The sequence below is a fragment of the Janthinobacterium sp. GW821-FHT03C10 genome (assembly GCF_059420865.1).
Genome location: NZ_JBWKUN010000005.1, coordinates 240,396 through 257,597, shown reverse-complemented (window position 1 = coordinate 257,597; position 17,202 = coordinate 240,396). Strand labels below are relative to the sequence as shown.

Genomic DNA, 17,202 nt, shown 5'->3' with positions numbered 1-17,202 from the left:
CGTGTGCGGCTGCTCACGGCCCAGGCTGCCGGATGCGTTTTCCGGCGCAGCGGACAAGGCGGGCTTATGCTGAAGTGTTACGGCGGCGTCCCCGCACAAGGTACATGAGCGCCAGGCCCGCGGGCAGCATCAACGCGACCGCTGGTTCAGGAACGGGCGCCGGAGAAATCGTGAAGGTCGTCTGGTCGGTCCAGTTATAACGCCGTTCCCAACTTGTGCCCCGCATAAAATCTCCTCCACCGCTGAGGAAGTGACTGCCGATAACGGCATTGCTATACCAGGACGTGGAACCTTCGTCATTGCCGCTGGTGCTGGCTTCGTAGTGAAGTTTACCCGTCAGTGTATAACTGAAATTCTTGACGTTACACCGGAGGTAAGAGGAAGTATTGCACCCATATTGGCCTGGCTGGACGGGAAAAAACAGGTAGTCCTGGGTAACGAAATAGCTCAGCTCATCCAACACAATCACGCCGTCCAGATTGCTGTCCTCCCCGACAAAACTGCCCCCGAACTCCTTGCGAGAATCGAATACGCCGGTAGCCGCATCGACAAAGCCTCGATAAGTAAAATCCCACGTCGTCGGCTGCGCATGGGCAGCGGATATTCCGGCGACAAGCAATGCGGCGCACAACAGGTTCTTTTTCATGGTTTCCTCATATTTTTGCAGAGCGTTAAAAAGCGCTTCAGGAAGACGTACCCATCACATCTGACGGCATGCCGCCATGTTAATTTTATCATAATTAAATATAAATATGATAATTATCAATGGCCAGGAAAGACATGAAAAAACAGGCGCGAGATTGTGGAAATGGCGCGCAATCATGGCTACATATTGCGGAACAACGCCATGAAAGGCTGGCTCACGGCCAGGGTTTCCGGCCGCGATTTGAGGCGCAGGGTGCCGCGTCCCACCTCGTCGCGCGTCACCGACGCCACCATCTTCATGTTGACGATGGTGGAACGGTGGACCTGTTTGAAGATGGCCGGATCGAGTACGTCGAGCAGTTCGCGGATCGGCTTGCGCAGCAGCGCCTCGCCCTCGGCCGTCATGACGGCCGTGTACTTGGTGTCGGACTGAAAATAGGCGATGTCTTCCACCATGATCAGCCGCGTATCCTTGCCGCTGCTGGCCGTCAGCCACACCAGCGGCGGCGACTTGGCGGCCGCCGGCAAGGCGCTGCTCAATTGCTGCAGCAAGCCGGCCAGCGCGCCGTCGCCCGCCCGGGTCTTGCCGGCCCGTGCCCGCACGCGCTGCAGGGTCGCCTGCAGGCGCTCGCGGACGACCGGTTTCAGCAGGTAATCGACGGCGCCCTTGTCGAAGGCGTCGATCGCGTACTGGTCGTAGGCCGTGACGAACACCACCTGCGTGGCGGGACTCGCTTCCAGCGCGCCGGCCGCCACTTCCAGCCCCGTCAGGCCCGGCATGCGGATATCGAGAAAGGCGACGTCGGGCTTGCGCGTGGCGATGGCCTCGAGCGCCGTGCCGCCGTCGTCGCAGGCGGCGACGATGCGCAGTGCCGGCCACTCTTCGGCCAGCAGGGCCACCAGCGCATCGCGCAGCAGGGTTTCATCTTCGGCGATGACGCAGGTCATTTCAGGCGGATGCATACGACACTCCTTGCGCCGTGCTGTCCGGCACCGTGATGGTGGCCGTCACGCCATCGGGGAAGTTGGCGACGATGGCAAACGCGGCGGCATTGCCGTAGGTCAGGCGCAGGCGCTCGCGCACATTGCGCAGGCCAATGCCCGTGCCGGCGCCGTCGTCGCTGAAACCCTGGCCGTCGTCGGCCACCGTGACGATCACCGTGCCATTGCCGCTGCGCGCCATGATCCAGATGGTGCCGCCGCCGCTTTTCGGCTCCAGCCCATGCTTGATGGCGTTTTCCACCAGGGTTTGCAGCATCATCGGCGGCAGCTCCACCTGGCGCAGGTATTGCGGCACCTCGATTTGCAGGTTCAGGCGCCCGCCCATGCGGATTTTCAGGATGTCGAGGTAGGCGCGCGCCCGCTCCAGCTCCGTGCCCAGGGTCGACATGGCTTGCTCCGTGCGCGGCAGCGAGTGGCGCAGATATAAAATCAGGTTGCCCAGCATTTCATCGGCGCGCACGGGGTCGCTGCGCGTGAGCAGCTGCGCGCTGGCCAGGGTGTTGTACAGGAAGTGCGGCTCGACCTGCGCATGCAGCAGGCTCAGTTTGGCCACCGTCAGTTCCTTTTCCGTCGCCGTCTGGCGCGTCTCGGCCTGCTCGCCGCGGCGGCGCTGCGCCACCCGGCGCGTGATGGCCCGCGTCACCGCTTCCGCATTTTCCAGGTTGCTGCCATGGTCGACGAGGAACCAGTCGGTCCAGGCATTGCGCGCCGGCTCGCAGATCAGGGTCACGCTGCCCGCCTCGCCATTCGGCGTGACGGTGGCGAGGATCTGGTTCGGCCGCGGTTCGAGGAAGCCCAGCAAGCGCATGCGCGGCAGGCCCGTGTGCGTGTACGGCGCCGCACGGCGCACGCGGGCCTGCACCTGCAGGCTGTCGCGCGCGCTTTCGACCACTTCGCTGCCGGGCAGTTCGCGGATGGCCGCGTCGATCATGTCGAACGCCTCGCCCGCCTCGAACGGGATCTCGATCTGGCGCCGCTGGCGGCTCGACAAGGTGCCGGCATTGACGGCGCCGGCGATCAGGCGCACGCGGCGCACATGCGAAAACGCATTCGTGATGACGGTGCAGGCCAGCAACGCGCCGACGATGACGAAGAAGCCTTCCGTATGCCCGAAGATATAACGCAGGAAGTTCTCGACCAGGAGAGCGGTGGCGATGACGTACGTGAGCATCGTGGCCAAGGTGAGGCGAAGGATAAAGAAGAGGCTGGTCATGGTTTTTCCCTGGAACGTAGAAGTGGGCCAAGAATAGCAATCGGCACCAGCGGCGGTGGCCATTATGCGATGGAAGCCCGGTAGTAGCGACAAAGGCATCAAAATAAAGCATCAATCCGCGCCACCGCGAAATAAAATCGCTTGCAATTAAATAGTGCACGATATATATTGAGCACATGGACGCCGGATTTACTTCTTCAGACGGGCATCCTGGGGCCACGGCCCGCGAAACAAGTAGTACACTATTTAGTAGTCACCTATTTATCTACCTAAAGGAAACCATCATGTCGATCAAACAAGTCCTGTACCGCGCTCAAGCCACCGCCACCGGAGGCCGCGAAGGCCGTGCCGTCTCGTCCGACAATGTGCTCGACGTCAAGCTGACCACGCCAAAAGAACTGGGCGGCAATGGCGCCGTCGGCACCAATCCGGAACAGCTGTTTGCCGCCGGCTACTCGGCCTGCTTCATCGGCGCCATGAAATTCGTCGGCGGCCGCGACAAGATCGCCGTGCCGGCGGACCTGTCGATCGAAGGCAACGTCGGCATCGGCGCCATCGACACGGGCTTCGGCATCGAAGTGGAACTGAAGATCTCGCTGCCGGGCATGGAACGCGCCGCCGCGGAAGCGCTGGTCGCCGCCGCCCACATCGTGTGCCCATACTCGAACGCCACGCGCGGCAACATCGACGTCACCCTGACGATCGTGTAATAGACGCAACACCTTGCGCATCCCCGGCCGCGCCTTGGCGCCGCCGGGGATTTTTGCTTTAGCGCAGCGCCTGCAGCAGCTTGTCCGCCAGCGCCGGTGCCGAGGCCGGATTCTGTCCCGTGATCAGTTCGCGGTCGACCACCACGTTGCTGGTCCACGGCGCCTGGTTCTGCACATATTGCGCGCCGGCCGCCTGCAAGCCCGACTGCGGATAGAACTTCATCCATCCGCCCTTCAAGGCGCCCTGCGCCGCCAGCTCTTCCTCATTGCTGATCACCGTCATGCGGTAGCCCTTGTAGATCCAGTCCGCCGGCGTGGGCGGCGTCCGGCCCGTTTCCAGCGCGGCCGTAAACTGGGCCGCCTGCGGCAGGGCCGACAGCAGGGCGATGGGACCATGGCACAGCAGCGCCGTCGGCTTGCCATCCGCGTGGAACTGGCGCAGCAGCGCGCCCAGGCTGGCATCCTTCAATAAGTCCTGCATGGGCGCATGGCCGCCCGGCACCAGCACGGCCGCGTAGTGGCCATAGCCGATCTGTTCCACCCGTTTCAGGCTGATCACGGGCGAGCGGCCCGGCACCGTCAGCGCCAGCTGGTCGAGCAAGGCCTTGTGCGCCGCGTGGGCGGCCGCGTCGCCGCCAAAATAGGCGTCCGTATCGGAGCTGGCGTCCAGGGTCGGCGCCTGGCCCTGCGGCGTGGCGAACGTCACCGTGTGGCCCGCGTCGAGCAGCTTTTTCACGGGCTGCATCAGTTCATTCAGATAAAAGCCCGTCTGGAACACCTTGCCGTCGCGCAAGTCGAGGTGATTCGCGTCCGACAGCACGACGAGCACTTCGGCCGCCTGGGCGCTGGAAAAGGCAGCGAGCAACAGGCTGCTGAGCAGTAATTTTTTCATGGTGTGGCCTTTCTGTAGAGAGGACACCAGCATATTCCGAATCAAAATGCGAAAAAATGATGAATAATGCACAGCACTGATGCGGAATACGACCGAATGGAGCCGAGATGGATAAATTACAGGCGATGCAGCTGTTTCGCCGCGTGGCCGAGCTGGGCAGCTTTCGCCGGGCGGCCGATGAACTGGACTTGTCGGCCTCGTACGTGAGCCGGCGCATCGGCCAGCTGGAGCAGGAACTGGGCGGGCGCCTGATGACGCGCACCACGCGCCAGCTGGCCCTGACGGAAACGGGCGCCGCCTACCTCGAGCACTGCCGCAAGCTGCTCGACGAGCTGGCGCAGGCGGAGGACATGGTGGCCCATTCCACGGCGCACGTGACGGGCCGCCTGCGCATCAACGCGCCGCTGACGCTGGGCGTGGGCGAGCTGGCCGAGGGCCTGGCCGATTTCATGGCCGACTGGCCCGCGCTGCGCCTCGATGTCGACCTGAAGGATGAATATGTGGACCTGGCGGCCGCCAATTACGACCTGGGCTTTCGCGTCACCACCGCCCTCACCGATTCGAGCTACGTGGCGCGCCACATCCACGACTATCGCCTGCACATCTGCTGCGCGCCCGCCTACCTGGAGCGCCACGGCCCCTTGGCCGAACCCACGGATCTGACGCGCCAGCGCTGCTTCATCTACAGCCACGCCCTGTTCGGCAGCCGCTGGCCGCTGCGCCATGCGGGTCCCCACAGCGACATCGAAGTGCCGAACTGGGTGCGCACCAACAACACGCTGTTCATGCGCAGCCTGATCCTGCGCGGCCTGGGCATCGGCATCCTGCCCACCTTTGTCTGCCGCGAAGAGCTGGCCAGCGGCGCCCTGGTCGAGCTGTTCCCCGACGTCGAGCGCCCCAGCCTGGCGCTGTTCGCCATCTACCCGTCGCGCCAGCTGGTGGCGCCCCGCGTGACGCGCTGCATCGAGCACCTGAAGCAGTGGTATGCGCAGCGCTATCCCACGCCGGCGGCGTGAAGCCGGTAAAATCATGGCCACTCTCAATCAAGGATGACCCATGATCAGCTGGCAATGGAACACGTTCGACGAACTCGGCCCCCACGATTTGTACCAGGTGCTGGCCTTGCGCCAGCGCGTGTTCGTCATCGAACAGCAGTGCATTTACCCGGACCTGGACGGCCATGACCAGCAGGCGATGCATCTGCTGGGCTGGCAAACGGACGATGGCCAGCGCCGGCTGGCCGCCTACCTGCGCGTGCTGGCGCCGGGCGCCAAGTATGTGGAAATGTCGCTGGGCCGCGTGCTGACGGCGCCCGAGGCGCGCAGCACGGGCGCCGGCAGGCAGTTGTTGCTTGAGGGCATCGCGCGGGCCGAACGCCAGCACCCTGGCCACGCCATCCGCATCGGCGCCCAGCACTACCTGGAACGCTTCTACCAGTCGTTCGGCTTTGTCACCGTCAGCGCACCGTATGACGAAGACGGCATCCAGCACGTTGACATGCTGCGCGCGGAGCCAGCGGCATGACGACGGCCCTGATTTCCTGGAGCGGCGGCAAGGATTCCTGCCTGGCCCTGTGGCGCGCGCGCAATGCCGGCCTGGCCGTGCCGCTGTTGATCACGGCCATGGATGAAGATGGCCGCAAGTCGCGCTCGCACGGCGTGCCGCCCGAGTTGCTGGCGGCGCAGGCGGCCAGCCTGGGCGCGCGCCTGCAGCGCTATCACGCCAGCTGGGCCAGCTATGAAGAGAAATTCATCGCCATGCTGCGCGCGGCGAAGGAGGACGGCATAGCCCACGCCATCTTTGGCGACATCGATCTGCAGCCGCACCGCGACTGGGAAGAAAAGGTCTGCGCCAGCGCCGGCCTGACGGCGCACCTGCCCCTGTGGGGCGAAGGGCGGCGCGCGCTGGTCGACGAATTTCTCGCCGCCGGCTTCAAGGCCATCGTCGTGTGCATCAATGGCCAGCATCTGCCGCGTGAATTTTGCGGGCGCGAGTTCGACGCCGCCTTCCTGGCCGACCTGCCGCCCGGCGTCGACGCCTGCGGCGAAAACGGCGAATTCCACACCTTCGTCTACGACGGCCCCGCCTTCAGCGCGCCCGTGGCACTGCGCCGCACGCAAGTGCTGCAATATGATGCGCCGGCCAGTCTGGGCGGCGCCACGTATTACTTCCAGGAGCTGGCGCCCGCTTAAACCGGCCAGCAAAGCAAAAAGGGCGATTCCGTGGAATCGCCCTTTTCATGTGCCTTGCGCGTGCTTACTTTTTCGTCACGGCCACCAGCTTGACCTCGAACAGCAAACCTGCGTAGCCAGGAATCTTCGGCGCGCTGCCCGCCTTGCCATAGCCAAGGTCATACGGAATGGCCAGGGTGCGCGTGCCGCCCTCCTTCATGCCGACCAGGCCGCGGTCCCAGCCCAGGATGACCTGGCCGATGCCCAGGGTGAACTTGAAACCGCTGCCGGCCAGGCTCGCATCGAACTGCACGCCCTTGTTGCCCGGCTTGCTTGCGTCATACAGCCAGCCCGTGTACGTCACCAGCAGGGTATCGCCCGCTGCCGCCGCCGTGCCGGTGCCCACCACCGTATCGGTAATGGTCAGTTCCTTCACTTGCGTATTCGGGTCCAGCACGACCGGCTTCTCCGTGTTGGCAGCGGCACCGCAGGCGGTCAGGGCCACGGCGCAAGCGAGGGTGGCGATCAATTGAAATACCGATTTCATGGTTTCCCTTTAAATATTGGAGTGTGGCTGAGGCCCGTACGGTGCGGACCGGTACGGGCTGCAGTTTAACAGGACTCACGCAGCCCATTTGTAAGCAGACGTAAGCATGGCGCGAGTTGTGTGCCGATACAACGTTGACACAATAGCCACATTATCTAGATTTCCACCTGCGTGCCCAGTTCGATCACCCGGTTGCTCGGGATCTGATAGTAGTCGGCCGCCGTGCGCGCATTGCGCGACATGGTGACGAACAGGTGCTCGCGCCACGGCATCATGCCGGCGCCCGGCGTCGAAATGATGGTCTGGCGCGCGATGAAGAACGACGTTTCCATCATCTCGAAATCGAGTCCCTGCTCGGCGCATTGCGCCAGCGCCGCCGGAATGTCCGGCTCATCCTTGAAGCCGTAATGCACGTTGACCTGGTAGCACTGGTGGCCCAGGTCCACCACGCGCACGCGCTCGGACGGCGCCACCCACGGCTCTTCATGCATGAAGACGGTGAGGAAAATGACGCGCTCATGCAACACCTTGTTATGCAGCAAGTTATGCAGCAGCGCATGCGGCACGCCATCCGTTTCGCCGCGCAGGAAGATGGCCGTGCCCGGCACGCGCAGCGGCGGCGCGATGAACAGCGACGAGAGGAAATCGGCGAGCGGAATCGCATGCTTTTCCAGGTTCTGGAACACCAGCTGGCGGCCCCGTTTCCAGGTCAGCATGACGATGAACAAAATCGAGCCCAGCAGCAGCGGGAACCAGCCGCCGTGGAACAGTTTCAATGCGGTCGCCGACACCAGGTTGACGTCGATGATCAGGAAAAAGCCCGTGGCGGCCCAGCACAGGGCCAGGTTCATCTTCCAGCGGTAGCGGATGACGAAGAAGGTCAGGATGGTGGTCGACAGCATGGTGGCCGTGACGGCGATACCGTAGGCGGCGGCCAGGTTTTCCGAAGAGCCGAAGCCGACGACGGCCAGCAGCACCACGGCCAGCTGCAGCCAGTTCACGGCGGGGATGTAGATCTGCCCGATTTCGCTTTCCGACGTGTGGCGCACGCGCATGCGCGGCAAGAAACCCAGCGCGATGGCTTGCTTGGTCATCGAGAAGGTGCCGGAAATGGTTGCCTGCGAAGCGATCACGGTGGCCATGGTCGACAAAATCACCAGCGGGTACACGCTCCACGCGCCCAGCTGCTGGTAAAACGGATTCGAGACGGCTTCCGGATGGGCCAGCAGCAGGCCGCCCTGGCCCAGGTAGTTCAGCGCCAGCGCGGGAAAGGCGATCAGGAACCAGGCCAGGCGGATCGGCTTCTTGCCGAAGTGGCCCATGTCGGCGTACAGCGCCTCGGCACCCGTCAGCGCCAGCACCACGGCGCCCAGGGCGACGAAGGCGACGAAGCCGTTATTCATCAGGAAGGTCGCCGCGTGCAGGGGATTGAGCGCGGCCAGGACGGCGGGCGACTTGATGATGTTGACCACGCCCATGCCGGCCAGCGCGGCAAACCACAGCACCATGACGGGGGCGAAATAGCGGCCGATGCCGGCCGTGCCGTGCGACTGCACCGAATACAGGCCCACCAGCACGGCGATCGTCAGCGGCACCACGTAGGGACTGAAGGCGGGCGTGGCCACTTCCAGGCCTTCGATCGCCGACAGCACGGAAATGGCCGGCGTGATCACGCTGTCGCCATAGAACAGGGTGGCGCCGAAGACGCCGATCACCATCAGCGGGAAATGCCAGCGCGACAGGCGGCTGACGGACGACAGCACCAGCGCCATCAGGGCCATGATGCCGCCCTCGCCGCGGTTGTCGGCGCGCAGCACCAGGGTCACGTACTTGAGCGAGACGATCAGGGTCAGGCCCCAGAAAATCAGCGAGACGATGCCCAGCAGGTTCTCGTGCGAGAGCGCCAGGCCGTGGGCCGGGTCGAAGACCGTCTTCAGGGTGTACAGCGGACTGGTGCCGATATCGCCGTAAACGATGCCGACGGCGGCCAGCGTCAAGCCGGCCAGGCCGCTTTTTTTATGTTCCGACGTCAAGATTGCACCCGTTTTTGTTTTGTTGCATCGCACAATATGATAGGTATTAGCAAATAGCAAGAGTATTTTTGCATGGTTCCGGGCTGCCCCAATGTCGTGGTTTTGTGCCGCTCCGCCTTGCTGCGCGGGCTTGCGGCCATTGATTTGTTGCCATTCTACGCCTCGCCAGCGGCGCCGGGCAGCCCCCGATGTTTTCGGACATAATGACAGACTGTCTACTCTCCAGCGAAGCCCATCATGAATCCAGGCATGCTCTACGCCTCCCTCGCCTTCCTGTGCTGGGGCCTGTTCCCCCTGTATTTCCATGCCATCGGCGAGATCGCGCCGCAGGAAATCCTGGCGCACCGCATGGTCTGGTCGCTGTTGTTCCTGGGCATCGTGCTGACCGTGCGCCGCCAATGGAGCTGGCTGGCTGCCCTGAAAGGCCAGCCGCAGGTGGTGGTCAGCTTCGTCGCCAGCGCGTTCTTGCTGTCCGCCAACTGGTTCATCTATATCTGGGCCGTCAACAACGGCCACGTGGTCGACGCCAGCCTCGGCTACTTCATTACGCCCCTGATCAATGTCATGCTGGGTTTCCTGCTGCTGCACGAGCGCCTGCGCCGCCTGCAGTGGCTGGCCATCGGTCTGGCCGCCTGCGGCGTGGCCTGGCTCACTTGGCAGGCGGGGCAGGTGCCGTGGATCGCCCTGCTGCTGGCGGCTACCTTCGGCGGCTATGGCTTGCTGCGCAAGACGGCCGCGCTGGGCGCGCTGGAAGGCTTGTCGTTCGAAACCTTGATTCTGTTTCCCCTGGCGCTGGCCTATATGCTGTGGCTGGCCTGGCATGGCCAGAGCGGCTTCGTCAATACGGACTCCACCGCCACGCGCGCGCTGCTGCTGGCGTCCGGCCCCATCACGGCCATTCCCCTGCTGCTGTTCGCGGCCGGCGCGCGCCGCCTGCCGCTGGCCGTGCTGGGGCTGTTGCAATACATCGCCCCCACGGGCCAGCTCCTGATCGGCGTATGGGTCTTCCACGAATCGTTCACGCCCGAGCGCATGCTGGGCTTCCTCGTCATCTGGACGGCGCTGGGCCTGTATGCGGCCGAAGGGCTGTGGAGCAGCCGCCGCGCGCGCCTGGCCGCCTGATCGGTCCGTTCCGGCAGCGCACAGCGCTGGCCGGAAGCGGGCGTTTACCGTATCCTGTCCGTCTTTGTATATCACCCGAGATTTCTAATGGCAAATTACGTCTACACCATGAATCGCGTGGGCAAAATCGTCCCGCCCAAGCGCCAGATTCTGAAAGATATTTCCCTCTCCTTCTTCCCAGGCGCGAAGATCGGCGTGCTGGGCCTGAACGGCTCCGGCAAATCGACCCTGCTGAAAATCATGGCAGGCATCGACACCGACATCCAGGGCGAAGCCGTGCCGATGCCGGGCCTGAACATCGGCTACCTGCCGCAGGAACCGCAGCTGGCCCCGGCAAAAACCGTGCGCCAGGAAGTCGAATCGGGCCTGGGCGAAGTGTTTGAAGCGCAAGCCAAGCTGGAAGCCGTGTACGCCGCATATGCCGAGGAAGACGCCGATTTCGACGCCCTGGCCACGGAACAGGCGCGCCTGGAAGCGATCATCTCGACCTCCGACGGCGGCAATCTGAATCTGCAGCTGGAAATGGCCGCCGACGCGCTGCGCCTGCCGCCATGGGACGCCACCATCGGCGTGCTGTCCGGCGGTGAAAAGCGCCGCGTGGCGCTGTGCAAGCTGCTGCTGTCCAAGCCCGACATGCTGCTGCTCGACGAACCGACCAACCATCTGGATGCGGAATCGGTGGACTGGCTGGAACAATTCCTGCTGCGCTTCCCCGGCACCGTGGTGGCCATCACCCATGACCGCTACTTCCTCGACAACGCGGCCGAGTGGATCCTGGAGCTGGACCGCGGCCACGGCATTCCATGGAAGGGCAACTACTCGACCTGGCTGGACCAGAAGCAAGCCCGCCTGAAACAGGAAGAAGCGACGGAATCGGCGCGCCAGAAGGCGCTGCAGAAGGAATTGGAATGGTCGCGCCAGAACCCGAAAGCGCGCCAGGCCAAGTCGAAAGCCCGCCTGGCCCGCTTCAACGAGCTGTCCGAGCACGAATACCAGAAGCGCAACGAAACGCAGGAAATCTTCATTCCCGTGGCAGAGCGCCTGGGCAATGAAGTCATCGAGTTCAAGAACGTGTCGAAAGCGTTCGGCGACCGCCTGCTGATCGACAACCTGAGCTTTACCGTGCCGCCAGGCGCCATCGTCGGCATCATCGGCCCCAACGGCGCCGGTAAATCGACCCTGTTCAAGATGATCACCGGCAAGGAAACGCCGGACAGCGGCGAAGTGGCCATCGGCCAGACGGCGCGCGTGTCCATCGTCGACCAGAACCGCGATAGTCTCGCCGACAACAAATCCGTGTTCGAAGACGTCTCCGGCGGCGCCGACATGCTGACGGTCGGCCGCTTCGAAATGCCGTCGCGCGCCTACCTGGGCCGCTTCAACTTCAAGGGCTCGGACCAGCAGAAGCAAGTGGGCAACCTGTCCGGCGGTGAGCGTGGCCGTCTGCACCTGGCGAAAACCTTGCTGATGGGCGGCAACGTCCTGCTGCTCGATGAACCGTCGAACGATCTGGACGTGGAAACCCTGCGCGCGCTGGAAGACGCCCTGCTGGAATTTGCCGGCAGCGTCATGGTCATCTCCCATGACCGCTGGTTCCTCGATCGTATCGCCACGCACATCCTGGCGTTCGAAGGCAATTCGCAGGTCACCTTCTTTGACGGCAACTATCAGGAATATGAAGCCGACAAGAAGAAACGCCTGGGCGAAGAAGGCGCGAAACCGAAGCGTATCCGCTACAAGCCTTTGACCACGTAATTTCGGTCCGGCAATGCAAAAAGGCAGTTACCTCGCGGTAACTGCCTTTTTTTTCAGCAAACTTCCGGTAAATTAGAAGTTGTAGCGTGCGCCTAAAGCGAGCCCGGTGGCCTTGCGGCCCTGGTCGGCGCTCTTGCCGAAGTGTTCCACTTCCGCCGTCAGCGAGACTTTCTCGTTGATCGCGTACTGGGCGCCGACGGAAGCGTACACGCCCGTCTTGTCGTTGCCGCTGATGCCGGTCGACAGGCCCGTGCCGCTCAAGCTGTTCTTGACCTTGGCCACGCCCAGCTTGCCGAACACGCCGACTTTGTCGCTCACGGGCATGGTGGCCTTGCCGGCCAGGTAATAGCCATGCGAATCGCTTTTCACGGAACCGTTGCCGGCGCCCGTGACATAGCTGTAATCCTTGCTGCCGAAATCGGCGTAGCCGCCCTCGACCGCCCAGGTTTTATCGAAATCGTAACCGGCGAAGATCTTGGCGCCGGCCTTGTAGCCGCTGTGATTGTCGGCGCTGGTGGCGCCAGGAATATCGAAGTTGTAGCGGTTACCCGTGACGCCGGCACCCACATAGGCGCCTTCGGCGTGCGCGGCGCTCATGCCGGTGAATGCGGTAACGGAAGCGATCATTGCAAACAGGATTTTCTTCTTCATCATGTTCTCTCTCTCAATTAGTGAATGGTGCCTGGATTCGCAGTTCAGCGAAGTGCGATGAGTACACAATAACAGCCGAAAAAAGCTACGTCTTTCTCCATTCCGTAAGAACTGTGACAAGATGTAAGCGGACATTGCAAACTGACAATAACCGTAAAATGCGCACCGTTGAGCGAACTTAAGATAGACTTAAGGACATTAGCGATTTTCAGTGAAGAGGAGAAGTGCATGCATAAACGCCAGTTTCTCGCCGCCGCCATGGCTGGTGCGGCCCTGCCCGCCATCGCCCGGGCGGCGCCCGCCGGCCTGCGCGGTCCTGCCCTGCTGACCGTCACGGGCAGCATCGACAAGCCGAACCGGGGACCGTTCGACGCCGTGCGCGACCAGATGATGCACAAGCAAAAAATCAGTTTTGAGCGGGCGCGGGCATTCGACTTTGCGGCGCTGGCGAACTTGCCTGCGCGCACTATCCACCCCACCCTGGAATACGACGGCAAGGCGCACGCCCTGCGCGGGCCGCTGCTGGCCGATGTCTTGAAGGCGGCGGGCGCGCCCGAGGAAGATGCCGTACGGCTGCTGCTGCGCGCCGTGGATGGCTATGCGGCGGCGCTGACCATGGCGCAGGCGCGCGCACAGCGTTTTATCGTCGCCACCCACCTCGATGGACAGCCGATGGCGCTGGGCGGCCTGGGCCCGCTATGGGCGATCCATGACGCCGACCGCATCGCGGCCGTGGCGGCACTGCCCCTGGCCGAACGGTTCGCCAGCTGCCCGTGGGCGCTGTATCACATCGGCGTGGAGGCGGGTTGAACTATCTAAATAAAACGCCAGACAAAACCGTAGCGAGCGGAAGGGAGAGGTGGCTGAGAAGCGGAGCTGTGCTAATGCACGGGGCCGCCGAGGCAGTGAGCATCGCAGGCCGCCTATACCGACGCGCAGCAGGTTTTGACAGGCGTTTAGGCGTAGGCTTCCGCCATCGACATGACGCGTGGGGCGATAGCAATGCCATGCTCCTCGAACAGGGCCGTGATGGCCGCCAGGTTGTGCGTGCACTCTTCGGTTTTCCAGCCCTTGAAGATATCCGTGCCATCCTTCTGGAAATGCAGGTCCAGCACCTTGCCTGAATCCTTGTGCAGGTAGGGCGAACTATAGGTGTTCTCGAAACCGAGCGCCTTCAATTGCCCCAGCAAGGCCAGCGGCGGATGGTCGGGATCGGTGGCGAGAAAAATGCCGAAGGTCTTGCCGGGCGGCTTGGCCGCGATGTCGACCTCGTAGATGCCGGGGGCCTTGCTGACGGACGTACTCTTTAAAAATAACATGCAACACTCCCTGCGCGGAATGTCCCGCGCCTGAAACGGGCGACAAGACAGGGGCGGTGCGCAATGATTCCCCTCGTCAAATCTTATTGCTAATTTGCATCTTTGTCGACAAATCGGCACTTTTATTTGGTAAGTCGTGGTTATCTTGTCGCGTTCGCCAGCTTAAATTATCAAGAAAACCAGTTATCATTGCGCCAATATCCGCCCTGTTGCATACTTTTAGCTTGCCTCACGATGGCCTTCCCGCCTGCCACTACCTCGTCTCCATGCGTCTTCTGTCGATCAAGTACCGCCTGCTCATCCTCCTGACCCTGATCCTGGGGGCGGGCTTCATGGCGACCAGCCTGGCCAGCTACCTGGCTTCGCGCCAGACCATCGAGCACGGCATCGCCGACCAGACCTTGCCGCTGACGGGCGACAACATTTACTCGGAAATCCAGAAGGACATGCTGCGCCCCGTCTTCATCTCTTCGCTGATGGCGCACGACACCTTCGTGCGCGACTGGATACTCGCCGGCGAAAACAAGCCGGAACAGATCGTGCGCTACCTGGCCGAGGTCAAGAAGAAATACGGCGCCATCACCAGCTTTCTCGTGTCGGACAAGAGCAGCAAATATTATTATGCGGAAGGCACCTTGAAATCCGTCAGCCCGCAAGCGACGCGCGACATCTGGTATTACCGCGTGCGCGCCATGGACAAGACCGACTATGAAACGAATGTCGACGTGGACATGGCCAACCGCGACAGCATGACCATCTTCATCAACCACCGCGTCTACGATTACAACGGCCAGTTCATCGGCGCCACCGGCATCGGCCTGACCCTGGCCACCATGAGCCACATCATCGACCGCTACCAGGCGCGCTTCCACCGCAACATCTATTTTGTCGATGCCGCCGGCACCCTGGTGCTGGCTGGCAAGACCATGCGCAACGGGCATGGCAACATCCGCAGCTTGCCCGGCGTGAACGCCATTGCCGGGCAAATCATCAATCACCGCAGCGAACCGACGCATCTGTCGTACCAGCTGGGCCGCGCGCAAATCCTCGTCAACTCGCGCTTCATTCCCGAACTGGGCTGGTATCTGGTGGTCGAGCAGAACGTCAGCGACGAAGTCCAGTCGCTGCAGCGCGTGTTCATCTTCAACCTGGCCATCAGCTTCGGCGTCACCCTGCTGGTGCTCGTGCTGACCCTGCTGACGGTGAACCGCTACCAGCGCCGCATCGAGCGCATCGCCTCGACGGATGCGCTGACCGGGCTATTGAACCGCCAGTCGCTGGAATTGCTGTTCCAGCGCGCGATGTTATTGTCCAAACGCAACGAGCAGCCGATGTCGGCCATCCTCTTCGACATCGATTTCTTCAAGCGCGTCAACGATACCCACGGCCACCTGTGGGGCGACAAGGTCATCCGTGGCGTGGCGGACGTGGCGCGCGCCACCGTGCGCGAAAGCGATGTCATCACGCGCTGGGGCGGCGAGGAATACCTGGTGCTGCTGAATGACTGCAGCCTGGCCAAGGCGGCGGAAGTGGCGGAAAGCCTGCGCGCGGCCATCGAACGCCACGATTTCGGCCTGCCCGAACCGCGCGTCCCCGTGACGATCAGCCTGGGCGTGACCGAGTACCGGCCAGAGGAAAGCGAATCGGCCTTCTTTTCGCGCGCCGACAGCGCCTTGTACCAGGCCAAGGAGCAGGGCCGCAACCGCCTGCACGCCGCCTAAAGCGCGGACTTGCGCCGGGCCAGATCCTGCGTGGGCGCCACCAGCGCCCGGTACAACTCGCCCGTGGCGGCATCCCAGCTTTGCACGGCCAGCTGCTGGCGTTGCACGGTGGCCGAATCGCCGCGCGCGATGGGACCGGACAGCGCGGGCGCGGCGCCCAGGCGGAACACGTTCGCCACCGCTTCCGTCACCAGCGGCTGCGCCAGTTCGCGCGCCACCGGTTCGGGAATGCCGGCCGCCTGGTAGGCGCGCAAGGCCGCGTCGAGCACCGTCACCAGGTAATTGCTGGCGAAGACGGCAGCGGCGTGATACAGGGTCTTGGCGGCCGGATCGATGGGCACGGGGCGCGCGCCGATGGCGATCAAGGCCGGCGTGAGGAAAACCAGCGCCAGCGGGTCGCCTTCGACGCCGCAAAACGTGCCGTCGAAGGTGGCGGCCACCTGCCGCGGGTCGGCAAAGCTGCGGATCGGGTGGGCGCTGGCGACAAAGGCGCCGGCCTGCGTGGCCGCCAGCAGCACGTTCGAGGCCAGCGCGCCGCTGCAGTGAAACACGATGGCGCCCGCCTGGCGTCCCTCGGCCACCAGCGCCGCGCAGGCCGGGCCGATCTGGTCGTCCGACACGGCCAGCAGGGTGACGTCGGCGCGCCGCAAGGCCGCATAGCTGTCGACGGGAGTGCCGGCGCCGATGAAGTCCACGGCCGCCTGCGCCGACGCCATCGAGCGCGTCAGCACATCCTGCAGCGCGATCCCGTCCACGCCGGCGAACAGCCGGCCCAGCACCTTGCCCACGTGGCCGGCGCCGATGATATTCAATGTCACGTTCATGATGATTGTCTAAAAGCTCGATCCCGGCTGGCGCAGGAATTCCACTTCTTCGGGCGTGGAGGGGCGGCCGAGGATGGCGTTGCGGTGCGGGAAGCGGCCGAAGCGGGCGATCACTTCCTGGTGGCGCCCGGCGTAGTCGAGCATGCTCTCAAAACCGGGCTGCGCCTGCGACAGGCGCTGGAACAGCTCGACGGCGTGCGCCTGCATGGCCAGGTCTTCCGCATGTTCGAACGGTAAATACACGAAGGCGCGCAGCATCGGCGGCAGCTGCTGGTCGAGTCCCTGCTGCGTCATGGCGACGGCCAGCGCCAGCGCCTGGGCGTCGCCGGCAAAGGCGCGCGGCGTGCCGCGGTACACATTGCGCGTAAACTGATCGAGCACGATGAGGCGCGCCAGCGCGCCATGCGGCGTGGCATCCCAATCGCGCAAGCCGCCGGCTATGGCGGCATCGATCAGCGCGCCGAAACGCGCGCGTATCTGCGCATCGAAACCGTCGTCCTTGCGGAACCATTCCATGCGCGCCTGGCCGTGGCCGGGGTGATCCGGCGGCAGGAACCAGAAATCGAGTACTTTTTGAGCCTGGGCGTCCATGTCCAT

General features: G+C 63.4%; 18 protein-coding genes. 8 read left to right on the top strand and 10 right to left on the bottom strand.

Features of this window, described 5'->3' with window-relative positions:
- Window positions 1-64: 64 nt before the first annotated feature.
- From AC07VH_RS18240 to AC07VH_RS18230, 3 genes are all read right to left on the bottom strand, one after another.
- Window positions 65-646, bottom strand: a complete 582-nt coding sequence (locus tag AC07VH_RS18240; protein ID WP_489629262.1) for a PEP-CTERM sorting domain-containing protein — start codon at window positions 644-646, stop codon at window positions 65-67.
- Between the two features lie 179 nt (window positions 647-825).
- A complete protein-coding gene (locus tag AC07VH_RS18235) occupies window positions 826-1,608 on the bottom strand; it encodes a LytR/AlgR family response regulator transcription factor (RefSeq protein ID WP_475415721.1) in 783 nt (260 codons plus the stop codon).
- Window positions 1,595-2,860 carry a histidine kinase gene (locus AC07VH_RS18230; RefSeq protein WP_494787564.1) on the bottom strand — a complete coding sequence of 422 codons (1,266 nt, stop codon included), beginning with the start codon at window positions 2,858-2,860 and terminating at the stop codon, window positions 1,595-1,597. The genes AC07VH_RS18235 and AC07VH_RS18230 overlap by 14 nt, the downstream gene beginning before the upstream one ends.
- Window positions 2,861-3,144: 284 nt before the next feature.
- On the opposite strand from AC07VH_RS18230, the gene AC07VH_RS18225 reads away from it, so the two are divergent.
- Window positions 3,145-3,570 (top strand): organic hydroperoxide resistance protein, encoded by a 426-nt coding sequence (locus AC07VH_RS18225; RefSeq protein WP_099377761.1) that lies wholly within the window; start codon window positions 3,145-3,147, stop codon window positions 3,568-3,570.
- Window positions 3,571-3,628: 58 nt separating this feature from the next.
- On the opposite strand, the gene AC07VH_RS18220 is transcribed toward AC07VH_RS18225, so the two are convergent.
- A complete protein-coding gene (locus tag AC07VH_RS18220; RefSeq protein WP_494787565.1) occupies window positions 3,629-4,462 on the bottom strand; it encodes a type 1 glutamine amidotransferase domain-containing protein in 834 nt (277 codons plus the stop codon).
- Window positions 4,463-4,569: 107 nt separating this feature from the next.
- On the opposite strand from AC07VH_RS18220, the gene AC07VH_RS18215 reads away from it, so the two are divergent.
- Genes AC07VH_RS18215 through AC07VH_RS18205 form a run of 3 tightly spaced genes read left to right on the top strand, consistent with a single transcriptional unit; the run spans window position 4,570 to window position 6,654 of the window.
- The gene (locus AC07VH_RS18215) at window positions 4,570-5,478 is read left to right on the top strand and encodes a LysR family transcriptional regulator (RefSeq protein ID WP_475415724.1); all 909 of its coding nucleotides are present in this window, start codon (window positions 4,570-4,572) and stop codon (window positions 5,476-5,478) included.
- A gap of 40 nt (window positions 5,479-5,518) precedes the next feature.
- Window positions 5,519-5,986: a GNAT family N-acetyltransferase gene (locus AC07VH_RS18210; protein WP_475415725.1), complete on the top strand. Its 468-nt coding sequence runs from the start codon at window positions 5,519-5,521 to the stop codon at window positions 5,984-5,986.
- On the top strand, window positions 5,983-6,654 hold the full coding sequence (locus AC07VH_RS18205; protein ID WP_489629265.1) for a Dph6-related ATP pyrophosphatase: 672 nt from the start codon (window positions 5,983-5,985) through the stop codon (window positions 6,652-6,654). The genes AC07VH_RS18210 and AC07VH_RS18205 overlap by 4 nt, the downstream gene beginning before the upstream one ends.
- 64 nt (window positions 6,655-6,718) lie before the next feature.
- On the opposite strand, the gene AC07VH_RS18200 is transcribed toward AC07VH_RS18205, so the two are convergent.
- Window positions 6,719-7,180 carry an FKBP-type peptidyl-prolyl cis-trans isomerase gene (locus tag AC07VH_RS18200; RefSeq protein ID WP_489629266.1) on the bottom strand — a complete coding sequence of 154 codons (462 nt, stop codon included), beginning with the start codon at window positions 7,178-7,180 and terminating at the stop codon, window positions 6,719-6,721.
- Window positions 7,181-7,335: 155 nt separating this feature from the next.
- Window positions 7,336-9,213 carry a potassium transporter Kup gene (locus AC07VH_RS18195; RefSeq protein ID WP_475415728.1) on the bottom strand — a complete coding sequence of 626 codons (1,878 nt, stop codon included), beginning with the start codon at window positions 9,211-9,213 and terminating at the stop codon, window positions 7,336-7,338.
- Between the two features lie 237 nt (window positions 9,214-9,450).
- Here AC07VH_RS18195 and rarD point away from each other — a divergent pair, with 237 nt between their 5' ends.
- Both rarD and ettA read left to right on the top strand, forming a co-directional pair.
- Complete coding sequence (gene rarD / locus AC07VH_RS18190) at window positions 9,451-10,335, top strand: EamA family transporter RarD (protein WP_494787566.1); 885 nt, start codon at window positions 9,451-9,453, stop codon at window positions 10,333-10,335.
- Between the two features lie 87 nt (window positions 10,336-10,422).
- On the top strand, window positions 10,423-12,090 hold the full coding sequence (gene ettA / locus AC07VH_RS18185; protein ID WP_494787567.1) for an energy-dependent translational throttle protein EttA: 1,668 nt from the start codon (window positions 10,423-10,425) through the stop codon (window positions 12,088-12,090).
- A 72-nt stretch (window positions 12,091-12,162) separates the two neighbouring features.
- Here ettA and AC07VH_RS18180 read toward each other — a convergent pair whose 3' ends face one another.
- Window positions 12,163-12,744 (bottom strand): porin family protein, encoded by a 582-nt coding sequence (locus AC07VH_RS18180; RefSeq protein WP_326457003.1) that lies wholly within the window; start codon window positions 12,742-12,744, stop codon window positions 12,163-12,165.
- A 225-nt stretch (window positions 12,745-12,969) separates the two neighbouring features.
- Here AC07VH_RS18180 and AC07VH_RS18175 point away from each other — a divergent pair, with 225 nt between their 5' ends.
- Window positions 12,970-13,551, top strand: a complete 582-nt coding sequence (locus tag AC07VH_RS18175) for a putative pterin-binding protein (RefSeq protein ID WP_475415730.1) — start codon at window positions 12,970-12,972, stop codon at window positions 13,549-13,551.
- A gap of 146 nt (window positions 13,552-13,697) precedes the next feature.
- Here AC07VH_RS18175 and AC07VH_RS18170 read toward each other — a convergent pair whose 3' ends face one another.
- Window positions 13,698-14,060 (bottom strand): hypothetical protein, encoded by a 363-nt coding sequence (locus tag AC07VH_RS18170; RefSeq protein ID WP_494787568.1) that lies wholly within the window; start codon window positions 14,058-14,060, stop codon window positions 13,698-13,700.
- A gap of 224 nt (window positions 14,061-14,284) precedes the next feature.
- Here AC07VH_RS18170 and AC07VH_RS18165 point away from each other — a divergent pair, with 224 nt between their 5' ends.
- Window positions 14,285-15,781 carry a sensor domain-containing diguanylate cyclase gene (locus AC07VH_RS18165; RefSeq protein ID WP_494787569.1) on the top strand — a complete coding sequence of 499 codons (1,497 nt, stop codon included), beginning with the start codon at window positions 14,285-14,287 and terminating at the stop codon, window positions 15,779-15,781.
- Here AC07VH_RS18165 and AC07VH_RS18160 read toward each other — a convergent pair.
- A complete protein-coding gene (locus AC07VH_RS18160; protein WP_494787570.1) occupies window positions 15,778-16,605 on the bottom strand; it encodes a Rossmann-like and DUF2520 domain-containing protein in 828 nt (275 codons plus the stop codon). The genes AC07VH_RS18165 and AC07VH_RS18160 overlap by 4 nt on opposite strands.
- Window positions 16,606-16,614: 9 nt before the next feature.
- The gene (locus tag AC07VH_RS18155; protein ID WP_494787571.1) at window positions 16,615-17,202 is read right to left on the bottom strand and encodes a DUF924 family protein; all 588 of its coding nucleotides are present in this window, start codon (window positions 17,200-17,202) and stop codon (window positions 16,615-16,617) included.

What these genes read in the sequence shown, in the direction of transcription:
- AC07VH_RS18225 (WP_099377761.1), top strand. Translation starts at nt 3,145, where the DNA reads ATGTCGATCAAACAAGTCCTGTACCGCGCTCAAGCCACCGCCACCGGA.
- AC07VH_RS18160 (WP_494787570.1), bottom strand. Translation starts at nt 16,605, where the DNA reads ATGAACGTGACATTGAATATCATCGGCGCCGGCCACGTGGGCAAGGTG.
- AC07VH_RS18235 (WP_475415721.1), bottom strand. Translation starts at nt 1,608, where the DNA reads ATGCATCCGCCTGAAATGACCTGCGTCATCGCCGAAGATGAAACCCTG.
- rarD (WP_494787566.1), top strand. Translation starts at nt 9,451, where the DNA reads ATGAATCCAGGCATGCTCTACGCCTCCCTCGCCTTCCTGTGCTGGGGC.
- AC07VH_RS18200 (WP_489629266.1), bottom strand. Translation starts at nt 7,180, where the DNA reads ATGAAATCGGTATTTCAATTGATCGCCACCCTCGCTTGCGCCGTGGCC.
- AC07VH_RS18215 (WP_475415724.1), top strand. Translation starts at nt 4,570, where the DNA reads ATGGATAAATTACAGGCGATGCAGCTGTTTCGCCGCGTGGCCGAGCTG.
- AC07VH_RS18155 (WP_494787571.1), bottom strand. Translation starts at nt 17,202, where the DNA reads ATGGACATGGACGCCCAGGCTCAAAAAGTACTCGATTTCTGGTTCCTG.
- AC07VH_RS18175 (WP_475415730.1), top strand. Translation starts at nt 12,970, where the DNA reads ATGCATAAACGCCAGTTTCTCGCCGCCGCCATGGCTGGTGCGGCCCTG.
- AC07VH_RS18170 (WP_494787568.1), bottom strand. Translation starts at nt 14,060, where the DNA reads ATGTTATTTTTAAAGAGTACGTCCGTCAGCAAGGCCCCCGGCATCTAC.
- AC07VH_RS18220 (WP_494787565.1), bottom strand. Translation starts at nt 4,462, where the DNA reads ATGAAAAAATTACTGCTCAGCAGCCTGTTGCTCGCTGCCTTTTCCAGC.
- AC07VH_RS18240 (WP_489629262.1), bottom strand. Translation starts at nt 646, where the DNA reads ATGAAAAAGAACCTGTTGTGCGCCGCATTGCTTGTCGCCGGAATATCC.
- AC07VH_RS18230 (WP_494787564.1), bottom strand. Translation starts at nt 2,860, where the DNA reads ATGACCAGCCTCTTCTTTATCCTTCGCCTCACCTTGGCCACGATGCTC.
- AC07VH_RS18180 (WP_326457003.1), bottom strand. Translation starts at nt 12,744, where the DNA reads ATGATGAAGAAGAAAATCCTGTTTGCAATGATCGCTTCCGTTACCGCA.
- AC07VH_RS18210 (WP_475415725.1), top strand. Translation starts at nt 5,519, where the DNA reads ATGATCAGCTGGCAATGGAACACGTTCGACGAACTCGGCCCCCACGAT.
- ettA (WP_494787567.1), top strand. Translation starts at nt 10,423, where the DNA reads ATGGCAAATTACGTCTACACCATGAATCGCGTGGGCAAAATCGTCCCG.
- AC07VH_RS18205 (WP_489629265.1), top strand. Translation starts at nt 5,983, where the DNA reads ATGACGACGGCCCTGATTTCCTGGAGCGGCGGCAAGGATTCCTGCCTG.